The following is a 13,822-nucleotide window of genomic DNA, read 5'->3' as shown; positions in this document are numbered from 1 at the left end:
GTTTTTTTGCGACTTGCAGGCCCCGCGGGAATATAGATGAAGCACTAAAGAAATTAACGAAAAGCAAAAAGAAGCGGAGGGGAAATTTGGAACTGGAGGAGCGGTAGCGTCCGCCTTTGTATTTAGATTTCTACCGCTTGGAGCGGTTCAAATCAGGAAATCTAAATACAACAGCGGCCGGAAGTCCAAATGTTCACCGCAGCGACGACCAAGCTTTGAGTTCAAACAAGCCAGTCGCAAAAAAACAACAGAAAAATACCTTGAATTCAAGGCTTTTTGGAGCTATTGACCGGTGCTTTTTTCTGTATTACGATGACCTTGAGAAAACTTTCACAAGGAAAACGAGACTCATAGAGCAGCAATTAGGAGACACACAGAAGGGCCATTATTTTTTTTAACAACTGTAGTGAAATAATTCACATAAAGAGGAGCAGATGAAATGACAAAAGTAATTTCAGCCGCCAAAGCAGCGGAACTCATCAAGGACGGAGACACGGTAGCGGCAAGCGGATTTGGATTATCCTGCTGGGCAGAAGAGATGGGGATCGCCATTGAAGAGCGCTTCGTACAGACCGGACACCCGAAGAATCTGACCGTGATGCACGCCAGTGCCGTCGGCAACCGCCGCGACAAGGGCATGAGCCACCTGGGCCATGAAGGCCTCATCAAACGCTGGATTGGCGGTATCGCGATCGCTTCCCCGGGATTGGCCAAGTTGATTGAAGAGGATAAATGCGAAGCCTACAACCTGCCTCAGGGTGTGATTACCCAGCTCTACCGCGAGATTGCCGCCAAGCGCCCGGGTGTGATTACCAAGGTGGGTATGGAGACCTTCGTCGATCCCCGCGTGGAGGGCGGCAAGATGTCCCCGTCTACCAAGGAGGACATTGTGAAGGTGATTGAACTTGAAGGTGAAGAGTGGCTGTTCTACAAGACCTTCCCGATTCAGATCGCCCTGATCCGTGGAACTGTAGCGGACGAGAACGGCAATCTGACGCTGGAAAAAGAAGGCCTGCACATGGAGGTTCTGCCGATCGCCCAGGCGGTCCGCAACTCCGGCGGCATCGTGATCGCCCAGGTAGAGACCGTGGCCAAGAACGGCACCTTGAATCCGAAGGATGTGAAGGTTCCGGGCATTCTGGTAGATTACCTCGTCGTGTCCACCTCGGAGAATCATTACCAGACCGAGAATACGCAGTATAATCCGGCGTTCTCGGGTCATGTCAAAGTGCCGGTCGAGTCGATTGAAATCCTGCCGCTGGATGAGCGCAAAATCATCTCCCGCCGCACAGCCGTAGAGCTTCAGCCGAATACCATTCTGAATCTTGGAGTCGGCATCCCGGTGAATGTAGCGAACATTGCCGCTGAAGAGGGCGTGGACGACCAGCTGATTCTGACGACAGAGGCAGGCTCGATCGGCGGGGTTCCAGCAGGTCTGAAAGACTTCGGCCATGCGTACAACTCCGAGGCGATTGTAGATCATGATGCACAGTTTGACTTCTATGACGGCGGCGGTATTGACCTGTCCGTCCTTGGCCTGGCCCAGACAGATGAGTCGGGGAATGTGAATGTCAGCAAATTCGGCACACGGGTAGCGGGCTGCGGCGGATTCATCAATATCTCTCAGGCGGCGAAGAAGCTGGTGTTCGCGGGTACTTTTACAGCGGGCGGGCTGCAGATCAAGGTAGAGAACGGCAAGCTGCACATCATTCAAGAGGGCAAAGCCAAGAAATTCATCTCAAAGGTACAGCAGATCACCTTCAGCGGATCCTATGCCGCCAAGGTAAAGCAGCCGGTTGTGTATGTTACGGAACGCGCCGTCTTTGAACTGCTGAACGGTAAAATGACCTTAACCGAAATCGCGCCAGGTATCGACCTGCAGACAGAGATTCTGGATCAGATGGACTTCAAGCCCGTCATTTCACCGGACCTGAAGGAAATGGACGCGGCTATGTTCCAAGAGAACTGGGGCATGCTGAAGTCAATTATCGCCGATAAGAACCGGGTGCTGCAGGAAGTGTAGTTAATGTAAGTACCGTAAGCTGAACTTATAAACCAACTAAAAGAGGGATGATACCATGAACGTACAGTTGAACCGCTGGAGGATCTTGATTGCATCAACGATCATTAATATCTGTGTAGGCGCCATTTATGCTTTCAGTATTTTCGCACTGCCATTAACGAAGGTTTTCAGCGTGAGCATGCCGGATATTATGATTGCTTTTACCATTAATGCAGCGATTTCCCCGATTCCGATGATCCTAGGCGGTAAGCTGGTGGATAAAGGGGGGGCCAAGAAGGCAGTCTTTATCGGCGGTGCGATGTTCGGGATTGGATTCATTCTCTCGGGCCTGGCTACTGCACCTTGGATGCTGTATATCACTTATGGCGTCATTACCGGGATTGGCCAGGGAATCGTGTATTCCTCGACCATTGGCAACAGCGTGAAGCTCTTTCCGGATAAAAGAGGTCTGGCAGCGGGGATCGTTACAGCCGGATATGGCGGCGGCACCATCGCTATCGCTCCTATCGCTAATGCGCTGATCACCAGCAGTGGTGTACAGTCTGCCTTAATTACACTCGGTGTTGCTTTCCTGGTGATTATTCTAGGGCTTGGCTTGCTCGTCAAACCTGCCCCGGCCGGTTATGCTCCTGAAGGCTGGACCCCTCCGGTAACCGGAGCCGCCAAGGCGGGAGTGAATGTACCATGGAACGAGATGATCAAGAAGCCGCTATTCTATGTGATTGCCTGCCTGTTCCTGATCGGTGCCCTGTCTGGTATGATGGTAACCGCGAATGCATCGGTAATCGGTCAAAAAATGTTCGGCTTAACCGCAGCCGCCGCAGCGCTCTACGTCAGCCTGTACTCACTGAGCAACTGCCTGGGCCGGGTGTTCTGGGGCGCAGTGTCCGATAGAATCGGCCGGGTGAACTGCCTGCTGATGATTTATCTCGTCATTTCGGCTATGATGCTCACCATTGCTCTAACGACTTCCGTGGCCGGATTCGCTGTCGCGATTGCCGGGATCGGCTTATGCTTCGGCGGAACAATGGGCATCTTCCCGTCCATTGTCGGTGAGAAATTCGGAATGAAATATTACGGTGTGAACTACGGGGTCACCTTCATCGGCTACTCGGGAGCCGCATTCTTCGGACCGAGAATTGCCGGCAGTGTAGCGGCAGCCAATGACGGCAACTTCACGAATGCCTTTTACATCGCGCTGGTCATCTCCCTGGTCGGCTTCGCCTTAACCTTCGTCTACAAAGCTATGGAGAAGCAGAAGCCCGAGCCGGAAGTGGCTAAGGCGGCTTAAGAAAGTCCGGAAGTTCAAATAAACATCATTAATTAATATATGGAGGTCATTATAATGTCGATTACACAACTGTTAGGAATTAAATATCCGATTTTCCAGGGCGGTATGGCTCAGATTGCTGTGTCTCCACTGGTAGGCGCTGTGTCCAACGCAGGCGGGCTGGGCATTATCGGCTCCGGCGGCTTCACCGCCGACCGGCTCCGTGACGAGATCCGCAAGGCCAAAGCAAGCACCGACAAGCCTTTTGCCGTCAACCTGATGCTGATGATGAACAATATCCCTGAGCTGATCCAGGTTATTATTGAAGAAGGCGTGAAGATCGTAACTACAGGTGCAGGCACGCCTGCTCCATATATGCCCATTCTGAAGGAACATGGCATTATCGTGATTCCGGTCGTCCCTTCCGTCAAAATCGCCAAGAAGATGGAAGCACTCGGAGTTGACGCCATTGTTGCTGAAGGTACTGAAGCAGGCGGACATGTAGGTGAAACTACGACGATGGCCTTGCTGCCGCAAGTCGCCAGCGCGGTATCGATTCCGGTAATCGGGGCCGGCGGAATTGCCGATGGACGCGGGATTGCCGCTGCTTTTGCCCTCGGAGCACAGGGTGTTCAGGTGGGAACCCGGTTCCTCGCGACTGTGGAATGCCCGACACACGAGAACTTCAAGCTGGCGGTCATCAACGCCGATGATACCAGCACAACCGTAACTGGCCGGAGCCTTGGCGGTCCGGTAAGAAGCATCAAGAACAGCATGATTGCCGAATTCCTCAGAATGGAGAATGAGAAGGCATCGCGTGAGGAGCTGGAGAGCTTAAGCCTGGGCTCGCTGCGCAGAGCTGTGTTTGAAGGGGATACCGATACCGGGTCCGTGATGGCCGGACAGATCTGCGGGATGGTTAACAAAATTACCACCGTGGAAGAGATGATTACCACCATGTTCGCTGAGGCGCAGGAAGTCATGGACAAGATGGGCAAAGTAACCTTTGAAGCTGTAGCACATGCCTAATTAAGGTTTTGCTAACCATTAGCCAAATGGTATCATTTATATAATGATGCGGTTTGGCTTTTTGTCTAGGTGGAATGTAAGCGTTAATCTCATGGGTTAGGACTGATGAAGGTGACCAAAAAAAATAAAAATGCAGGTAAACCCGCTTTCGAAGAACTCGTGGAAGAGTATCCGTCTACGTTATTTGTTACCGATCAGAACGGGAATATCCTGATTTCCAATGAATTTACTGCTCTAACCATCGGCATCCATCTGGAGGAGCTGCTCAAGGCGAACGTCCAGGATCTGGTGAAGGCGGGTTATTACAACAATTCCATCACAATGGAGGCGATTGCGACCAAGCAGAAGGTCTCCAGGACCGTCAATACCTCCAGAGGCTTCCATGTGTTCTCGTCGGCCATTCCCATTCTGGACAAGGACGGGGAGGTACAGCTGGTCGTTACTACCTCCAATGAATTCAGCCAGGAGCAGAACTATTATGAAGCGAATGTGCCTGTGGCCCAGCAGATCCATAAGCAGCTAGGCGGTATGGCGGCAGAGAAGAAGAAGGGCATCGTGGCTGAGAGTCTGGCGATGAAGCAGATTATCAAGGTCTGCAACCAGATCGCCTCTTACGACAGCAAGGTGCTGATCTACGGCGAATCCGGCACGGGCAAAGAGGTGATCGCCAAGTACATCCATCTGAAGAGTGAGAAGTGGAAGGGGCCGTTCATTGCCATTAACTGTGCCGCGATTGCTCCGTCCTTGTTCGAATATGAACTGTTCGGATACGAGAAGGGCGTCCTAGAAGGGCAGACCGAGGTCAAGGCGGGCATGATTGAGATCGCGAACGGCGGGGTGCTTTTCCTCGATGAGATTGCCGATTTGCCGCTGGAGATGCAGGCCAAGCTGCTGCGGGTGCTGGAGAACAATGAAGTGCGGCGGGTGGGCGGCCTGACGAATATCCCGGTCAATTGCCGGGTAATCTCTGCGACGAATCGTGATTTGTGGAGTCTGGTCAAAAAGGGGCTGTTCCGCGAGGATCTGTATTACCGGATTAATGTGATTCCGATTCATATTCCGCCGCTGCGCAACCGGAAGCTGGACCTGGTAGGGTTAATCTCCAGCTTCATCACCAGCTTCAATGAGATGTACGGCAAGAAATATGTGCTGAGTGCCGAAGAATTCGATAAGATGCTGAACCAGCCCTGGCATGGGAATGTTAGAGAATTAAGGAATTACATCGAGCGGCTGGTGGTGACCGAGCATGTGGGCCAGAGCATACAGGAAGAGGAGCAGATTGGCGACTGGTTCTCCCTCGACCACTTCATTGAGAAGAATAAGCATCAGCTCGCAAGTCTGAAGGATTTCACTGCTGTAGCGGAGGGCCATTATATCAAAAAAGTGCTGCAGGATTGTGCCGGGAACGGGACGGAGGCGGCCAAGCGCCTGAACGTTGATCGGTCGGTAATCTACAGAAAGCTGAAGAAGATGGAAGAGGTGCTGCGATTTAAATGAACCATTCTCCAGGTTAAGGCGTATTAACTACTATGCCTATTAATCTATGGAATGGAGTGAAGTGAATGAAATTGTCAATATTGCGCCGCCGCTCTGCCTTTTGGACGAGGACCGTGCTTTCGGCTGCACTGGTTCTGACACTTACGGCTCCGGCTGTTCAGGCCACCGCCGTTCCCCCTGCTTCTACCGCTCCAGCAGCAGCCACTGCAGCAGCCAAGCCGCTGACAACAGAGAATGCTGCGGCCTTCCTCAAGCAATTCTTCAGTTCGGATGCGGTGAAAGCGCAGCTATCCGGTGCGGTTGTTGTGGTGGTGAAGGATGGCAAGACGGTTATCGAAGAAGGCTTCGGATTCGCGGATAAGGCTGCCAAAAGTAAGGTAGACCCAGACAAAACAGTCTTCCGCCTGGCCTCCGTCTCCAAAACCTTCACCGCCACTGCTGCCATGCAGCTCGTGGAGCAGGGGAAGCTCGATTTGAAAGCGGATTTCCAGACTTATACCGGTTCGATGGCCTTCGACAACCCCTTCGGGGTTCCGGTAACTGTGGGGGATCTGCTGACTCACACCACCGGTTTCCGTATCCAGGACCCGCTGCCGGAGGATATCAACCAGGATTTCACCACCAAGGTGTCGATTGAGGATTACGTGGTGAAGCATATGCCGCCTGTGGTGCGTAAGCCGGGCACCTCTTACATGTATGATAACTTCGCTTCGTTGCTGCTCGGTCTGGTGGTGGAAAAAGCCAGCGGGATGCCTTATGAGCAGTATATGGAGAAGCATGTCTTCGCCCCGCTGAAGATGGATTCAAGCGGCTTCCTGCTGGAAGGCAAGCTGAAGGACAATCTTGCTACAGCCTATGACGCTACGGGCAAAGAGGTCGATCTGTATAATGTGACGCCAACCGTGATGCCGCATGGCGGCATGCTGTCTACTGGCGATGATGTTGCCAAGTTCATGACGGCTTTTCTGAACGGGGGAGCCGTTGACAATAACCGTATTCTTAAGGAAGACACTGTAAAGTCTATGGAGGAATACCGCTCCACAATTCATCCTTTGCTGCCGAACACTACCTACGGCTTTGAAGCGCCGTTCCAGCTTCCCGGAGCTGGCAGCAGCTCCAAGATTATCACCAAGGCCGGTGATTTAATCGGCTTCAGTTCGTATATGTTCCTTATTCCCGAGCAGAACACCGGGGTGTTCATTGGCTATAATCAGCAAAGTGCACTGCGGGAGCTGTTCTATCCGGCCTTTATCCAGACGTTCTTCCCGCAATATGCCGCACCAGTGAAGCTGGATGCCTACAAGCCGATGAGCGCTGAAGCGCTGAAGGCATTCACCGGCTACTATGCGGATCTTCGTATGAAGAGTCTGGTGTCTACAGTCTCCGTGCAGAATGGTGCGCTAATGATTAATGACGCTTTGCTGGGTTCCCGCAAGCTGATTCAGGTAGATGATAATCTGTTCACGGATGAGCTGACCGGCAAATTTACAGGCTTCACCATGAAGGATGACGGAGGAAGCGCTTATCTGAAGGAGCCTTACCTCAATCCGTTCAGCTACGGGCAAAAGGGGCCGGATGGCGTTGGTTATGCCGACGTTCCCGCGAGCCATCCTTATGCCACTCCGGTGCAGATGCTCCAGTCGCTGGGGTATCTGACGAATGATGCCACGCTGAGCTTCCAGCCTGAGGCAGGCGTTACGCGCGCCCAGTATGTGCGGCTGATGATGGAGAGCAGCGGGCTTAAGGGCAGCACTACTGGGAAGCAGGCCTTCCCGGATCTGCAGGGCCATCCCGATGCCGCTTACATCCAGCAGGCTGTTGAGATTGGAATGATTGAAGGAACGGCCAGCGGAGAGTTCCAGCCGGACCGGGTCATCTCCCGCCAGGAGGCCGCGGTTATGGTATGGAGAGCATACAATAAGCAATACCCGGATAAGCTGTTCGAGAAGGTGAAGCTGTCCGGCACTACGGACAAATGGGCCGTTCCGGCCGTGAAGATGGCCGTGGCCCTGGGCCTGTACGGACCGGACTTCAAGCCGGATGCCAAGGGCGCTATGGATTACAAGTCCAAAGCAGCGCTGAGTAAGAAGGAGAACGCCGCCATCCTGTATGCGCTGTTCACGAACCCGATCAACCAGATCGTGAGCCAGCTGTCGGCGCAGGCTGGGGACGGCGGGAAGTAAGGGATATTTGGGGGGACTGTCCCAGCGGGCAGCTACCTTGATAATGAGTGACAGGACCGGCCTTGGGCCGGTCCTGTTTGGTTATGGCGCTCCTGATGTTGCGGGAAGCGGGCTGTTGGCGGGCATGAGGTGCATAAGTACACTTGATTTCAAAAATAGTTGGCGGATTGAGCACCAGGCATATGGCCCGAATGTATGTGGAAAACAGCATACATTGTGCTCAAACGTAGGTGATGGCCCGAATGTATGTGGAAAACAGCATACATTGTGCTGGTACGCAGGCATATGGCCTGAATGTATGTGGAAAACAGCATACATTGTGCTGGTACGCAGGCATATGGCCTGAATGTATGTGAAAAACAGCATACATTGTGCTGGTACGCAGGTATATGGCCTGAATGTATGTGGAAAACAGCGGACATTGTGTTCAAACGTAGGCGAGCAAATGAGGAGCATAACTGCACCTGATTCCGTCCAGTGCAACTTACTGTTGTGCAGACTTAGCGCCCAGGCCCTCCAGCCATGCGGCCAGTTCCGTGGCATGGCTGCGCATCGCGGCGTCCAGGGGAGTGAGGCCATCCCATGCTGAGCGCCAGTTTAGTTCGGCTCCCCGGGCGAGCAGGTATTCGGCAGCGGCGCGCTGTCCGCCGTGGCAGGCACACCAGAAGGCAACGGTTACCTCGTCTGGTGCTGCTGAAGCAGAGCTTGCGCCCCAAGGGTAGCGGCGCGGGAGCGGATGTCCGGCGAAGTGTGCCTCTACCGCATCAAGCAGACCGAGCGCCGCCGCGTGCCATAGCGCAGGCTGCGCGCCGCGCTCTACCAGCCGGTGCGCCGCACGCCACTGTGCGAATGCCACCGCATCGTCTAGCGGGGTCCCGCCTGCGATGACGGCGCCCGGGGCCTCGATGTCGGCCCCGGCATCGAGCAGGAGATCTAGCACCTCGACATCATCGCAGCTCGCCGCCCAGTGCAGCGGCGTCTCGCGGTGCGGCCCGCTGAACTGCGCATTTACCTCCGCGCCTGCCTCAATCAGCGCGGTAACAACCGCTGCATTGTTGGGATAATGCCCCGGCCAGTCGGTAGCAATATGCAGCAGCGTGCGGGACATCCCGCGATCAGTGCCGCCGCCAGTGTTCTCACCGTTTGCCCCAGCGTCTCCGTGATTAGTACCGTCGCCAGAGTTGTGGCCGTTTGCCTCAGCGTCTCCGCGATTAGTACCGCCGTCAGTGTTATCGCCGTTTGTCCCAGCGTCCCCGCAATCGTTGCCGCCGCCAGTATTCTCGCCGTTTGTCCCAGCGTCTCCACTATCAGCAATACCAAGGCTCACGCTACTAGTTCCAGCCTCGCTAGTTTTCCCGCCGCCAGTCTCAGCGTTACCATTATCTTCACGAATAATCTCAGCACTGCCAAGGCTCACGCTACTAGTTCCAGCCTCGCCAGTCTCCCCGCTGCCGGTCCCTTCATTACTCGCACGTCCCTCTTCAGTCCCAGCAATTCGGGCTGTAGCCAGCCCCGGGTTTCCGGCAAGTAATTGAGTCAACCCCGGCACATCGCCTGTACGAATTGCCTGCACAACAGACTTCGCCAGCGGATCATCAACAGTCAGCCACATGATGTCTTCATCGCTCATAATAGAACTCCCTCCGTTCATCCGCTATCACCCCAGTCTGCGACATCCTGCCAACAATTTGCGGGGTTTAGCTGCGACAGCCCTTATGTTACAGCGGTGCACCCTGGTAACTGTGCTGTCAGACTGCACCGCTGTACATGAATATAGTATATCCTTTCTCTACTCTGCCCTCAAACTCGCATATTTTCTCCCGCTGAAGCGTGGGATATCCATACGGCTCTTCGCTAAATCTGTACTCATCGCTAATCCTACTGCTCTCCGCTAGTTCCGCGGAACCCCGCAACTCCTACTGTCCTTCACTAACCTCAGGACCACTCTGCACCCCGGTGCTTACTGCATCGGTGAAGGTGTCGGTGGTGTGGAAGTAATAGGAATGCTGGCCCGGGGACAGCTTGGTAGTATATTGATAGATTCGGCCATCCGCATAATTATTGTCACTTGGATTGGCAGGCTGCATGGTGCGGACGACGCCATCCAGAATCAGCTCCATAGCGAACGGGGCCTGATTGTCGGCATCCGTATAAGTGACAGTGAAGGTATAGTCCGTCTGTGTGGTGCCAGTAGTGTGATTTACGCCGCCTGCGGTCAGGGTGGGCGCGCTTCCGCTGACCTTATTGGTAGCTTTAATCTCGTCAACCAGCATTTGGCCTGGAGTGACGGTGTTTTGTTTCAGCCAGATGGACATCTTGAGCGTCCGTTTATCGATGGCAGGCGTTAGGGCATTGAGATTGAATTGCAGATCGCTCCAGGACGCCGGAACCTCGATCCAGCCGCCGGTCAGATTATAGGTTCGTTTACCGTCATTGATTTCAATCCGGGTCCTGAGATCAGGTGAGGCAGAATTCTTCAGCGTAATATTCAGATATTGATAGCCGCTCAGATCGACCACATCGTTCCACGGCTGGAACTTCGCCGCTGAATTTACGCTTGCCGGTGTCTGGGCGAATTGTCCGGCCGTGCGCCCGTCTGCGGTAAGCTTGGTGAATGTTCCCGTGCCGCCGTTCTGATTATACCAGTTGACCCAGGTAGTATTGGCCGCCGAACCTCCCCAGAAGCCGCCGCCTCCGAAATCATCATAGATTAGCGGAGTGGAAGGGTCCGGCAGCGCCGGAGCTACAGTGTAATGCGTGGAGCTGTAGGTGTACCCGCCGGATGGGTCTTTGGCGCGGACATCGACTCTTTTATTCGTATAAGGCAAGGATTGGCTCTCATCAATGACCGCAGCATAGACCGCACCGCTCACTGTGGAATACACATTACCGGAGACTGTCATCGGCTGATAGGGCAATCCGTTTGCCGCATATTGGGCCTGGCTCAGGTCCTCCCCCGCACGCGCGAATACCGTTACATTGCCCCGCACCCATTCCCCAATCACAGGCGAGAGGACCGGCAAGGCGGGCGGCACCGCTGCGGCATCGGCACCTGTTCCCGGAGTAGCGCTCAAGCCCATAACGGTATAGAGCAATCCGGCTTGAATGCTAATACTGAACTCGTTGTACCGCCACTGGTTGGTATCATCCAGATAGAGCGAACGGTCCTGATACCACGGACTTACGCTGCTCTTGTTCTTGGGGTCCTTCATATTGGGTCCACTGACCATGGCTCCCGGAAGGATAATCCCGGTGTCCCCCGGCGTATTGGATTCCTCATTGTATCGGGTATGCGGGAACATTACATGATGGGTGCCGATGCCGGAGACCCAGCTGATATTCCACGGATTCTCTCCGAATACCCAGTACATCCCCTTCAGCACCCCTTGCAGCGCTGCCGGATCACCGAATAATTCATAATACCGCAGCAGATCGCCCAGGTAAGAGGCATGAGGCTCGTTCACCCCGAAGTTTTTGAACTGGTTCAGCACCCCGTACGGGGTATCATCGGTCATGGAGAGGAAGTAATCCGCTTGCCCCTTCAGCAGGCTATGAATATGAGATTGTGTGGCAGCATCGGCAGCCGGATAGAATTCAGCCATGGACATTGGACTCATGTCCCAGTAGTTGGTGGAGGAAATGTCGCCCAGGGTTAGAGCGTTAATTGTAGCGGTGGCAGCATTCTTGTATTTGGCTTCGCCGGTCAGCAGGTAGAGCTCAACATCCGCCAGCAGCTTGGAATTGGGAATCCCGCCTCTCGTGGAATAAGAGCCGATAGGTCCGTCAGGATGGGCAACCACATATTCATAAAAGATTACCGCCGCGCTCTCACATTGTTCAGCGAACTCCGTAAGCTCCCCAAGCTGAGCGGAAGCGATATCCCCTTGGTTAATCGCTGTGCGGATTGCCCGTGCGGTGGCGGCAAGCGTACCTGCTGACTTGGCCGAGCCGCCGACACTCAGGTCCGTCAGCTTGCGGTCATCGGCGGTGCCGGAGACATTGTCGGTGGATTTCTCCGGATGGACGAAGGAGGCGTTGTTGCGGAGATTGTACATCTCCCCGCCGAGCTGATCCGCGAACTTAATCAGGTATTCGCTGCCGAAGACGGCTTCGTCCACCAGGTCAGGAATCCCGTTGCTGTCGTTATCGTACTTCACGCTGTCATGGTCAGCATAACGGATGTAGGCCAGGGCAATCTCCGCGCCGACCCACTGGTTGCCGCCGTATTTGCCGTAATCTCCGGCGTCATACCAGCTGCCGGTCAGATCATAATGGGTCAGGCCGTCCGCAGATTGCGCATCATCCAGATGGCCTGCCCCGTGGTAGAGCTTGGCTGAAGGCGCTACACTGCTGTACCCCGCAGGATAAGCATCGCTGGTCGCGACCGAGGCGCGCAGCAGCCGGTAGAAGGCGGTCATTTCATCCTTGTATTGATCCCACAGATTCGGAGCAATCTCAAAAGCGTAAGAATACACCTGATTACTCCGCACTCTATAGTTGTTCCCGGAATCTGTGAGCGGGGTGAAGCCGATCGAGTAGACATGCTTGTTCCAGTGCAGACCTTCATAGGTCATCGTGCCTGAGTAGACTACGTTAGTTCCGTCGACTATTTCATAAGTGGCATCTGTGACCGTGGTGTCCGAGATGAATTTCGCGTTCTTGATATCACCTGCGCTATATCCGGCCTGACTCACAGCAATATCAATTACGGAGGAGGCCTGGACAACACTCAGCGCCTGGACACTGGTGGCGACTTCATCGGAGGTTGTATCGGTGGTGCGAAAATAGTAGGTATGAGCGCCTGCCGGCAGCTTCGTTAGGAAGCTGTATTTTTTGCCGTCCGTATAGGTTACATCTGTTGGGTCGGATTCACGCATTACATAGGCGGTATCATCGATAATGACCTGAACAGCGAAGGGGGCTTCATTATCTGCATCGGTATAGACGGCTTCAAAGGTGAAATCCGTATTCTGGTTGTAGCTGCCGTCCGTATTGGCTGTCATCCCTGCCGGGCTTAGCTGGGGAGCGGACCCGCTGGATGCTGTAGTGAACACAATATCATCGACCAGCATCTCGCCGTAAGTCCCGCCGCCTTGTCGCAGCCAGATTTCCAGCTTCACCTTCTTCTTCTGAATCTTGGGCGATAAGGCATCGAGATCGAACTGCAGATCGGTCCAGGCAGCCGTGGCGGGAACATAACCCCCGGTCAGATTGTAATTGGTGATGCCGTCGCTGATCACGACACGAATGAGGGACTGGGCATACCCTGCATTGTTCAGCGACAGATTCATATAACGGTAGCCTGAGAGGTCGAAGGTCTCGTTCATTGGCTGAAACTTGGCCCAGGAGGAGGAGGAGCTTGGGGTTTGTGTGAATTTTCCAATGGTGCGGGTGCCTTGGGTGGTCTTGGTGAAGGTTCCGCTGCCGCCGCTCTGATTGAACCAGTTGGTCCAGTTCTGCTTGAACACGCCTCCGCCGGCGAAATTATCGTACAAGAGAGGGTGAGCGGGACCCGGCAAGGGAGCGACAGCAGCGGCGGCAGGCCGGGGGGACAGAGCAACACTGCATAGAATTAACAACAGACTGAGGCTTACAGATACGAACTTGTTAAATCTCTGGGGGAATGGACTTCGAATGAACATCGTAGTAACCTCCTCATAATGGAATATCGTTAACCCGGCTCTCCTTTCCTTTATATGAAAACGCTTGCAAAAGTAGCATAAAAGAGTTACTATCACTTATCCATGATGAATTACAGGAAATATGTGATCTATACTAGGGGTGTAGAGGGGCTATATCTATGAAACGGGGGACAAATCG

The 13,822-nt window shown here is 54.0% G+C and carries 7 protein-coding genes; 5 read left to right on the top strand and 2 right to left on the bottom strand.

Annotated elements, in window-relative coordinates:
• The first annotated feature begins 439 nt into the window (after positions 1–439).
• From J2Z70_RS24345 to J2Z70_RS24325, 5 genes are all read left to right on the top strand, one after another.
• A complete protein-coding gene (locus J2Z70_RS24345; protein ID WP_209877481.1) occupies positions 440–2,023 on the top strand; it encodes an acyl CoA:acetate/3-ketoacid CoA transferase in 1,584 nt (527 codons plus the stop codon).
• A 55-nt stretch (positions 2,024–2,078) separates the two neighbouring features.
• Entirely contained in the window at positions 2,079–3,314 is a 1,236-nt protein-coding gene (locus J2Z70_RS24340) for an L-lactate MFS transporter (protein ID WP_209877478.1), read from the top strand.
• Between the two features lie 54 nt (positions 3,315–3,368).
• On the top strand, positions 3,369–4,322 hold the full coding sequence (locus tag J2Z70_RS24335) for a DUF561 domain-containing protein (RefSeq protein ID WP_036724044.1): 954 nt from the start codon (positions 3,369–3,371) through the stop codon (positions 4,320–4,322).
• A 111-nt stretch (positions 4,323–4,433) separates the two neighbouring features.
• Entirely contained in the window at positions 4,434–5,819 is a 1,386-nt protein-coding gene (locus J2Z70_RS24330; protein WP_342593053.1) for a sigma-54 interaction domain-containing protein, read from the top strand.
• Positions 5,820–5,884: 65 nt separating this feature from the next.
• Positions 5,885–8,002: a serine hydrolase domain-containing protein gene (locus J2Z70_RS24325; protein ID WP_209877474.1), complete on the top strand. Its 2,118-nt coding sequence runs from the start codon at positions 5,885–5,887 to the stop codon at positions 8,000–8,002.
• 484 nt (positions 8,003–8,486) lie between these two features.
• Here J2Z70_RS24325 and J2Z70_RS33445 read toward each other — a convergent pair whose 3' ends face one another.
• Positions 8,487–9,653: an ankyrin repeat domain-containing protein gene (locus J2Z70_RS33445; protein ID WP_245368490.1), complete on the bottom strand. Its 1,167-nt coding sequence runs from the start codon at positions 9,651–9,653 to the stop codon at positions 8,487–8,489.
• Between the two features lie 265 nt (positions 9,654–9,918).
• A complete protein-coding gene (locus J2Z70_RS24315) occupies positions 9,919–13,644 on the bottom strand; it encodes a glycoside hydrolase family 9 protein (protein WP_209877472.1) in 3,726 nt (1,241 codons plus the stop codon).
• Positions 13,645–13,822 lie beyond the last annotated feature (178 nt).

The sequence above is a fragment of the Paenibacillus silagei genome (genome assembly GCF_017874735.1).
Classification (GTDB): Bacteria; Bacillota; Bacilli; order Paenibacillales; family Paenibacillaceae; genus Paenibacillus_AQ; species Paenibacillus_AQ silagei.
This window is presented reverse-complemented; position numbering and strand designations above follow the sequence as displayed.

Coding starts and splice junctions, on each gene's coding strand:
- J2Z70_RS24345 (WP_209877481.1), top strand. CDS start 440: ATGACAAAAGTAATTTCAGCCGCCAAAGCAGCGGAACTCATCAAGGAC.
- J2Z70_RS24340 (WP_209877478.1), top strand. CDS start 2,079: ATGAACGTACAGTTGAACCGCTGGAGGATCTTGATTGCATCAACGATC.
- J2Z70_RS24335 (WP_036724044.1), top strand. CDS start 3,369: ATGTCGATTACACAACTGTTAGGAATTAAATATCCGATTTTCCAGGGC.
- J2Z70_RS24325 (WP_209877474.1), top strand. CDS start 5,885: ATGAAATTGTCAATATTGCGCCGCCGCTCTGCCTTTTGGACGAGGACC.
- J2Z70_RS33445 (WP_245368490.1), bottom strand. CDS start 9,653: ATGAACGGAGGGAGTTCTATTATGAGCGATGAAGACATCATGTGGCTG.
- J2Z70_RS24315 (WP_209877472.1), bottom strand. CDS start 13,644: ATGTTCATTCGAAGTCCATTCCCCCAGAGATTTAACAAGTTCGTATCT.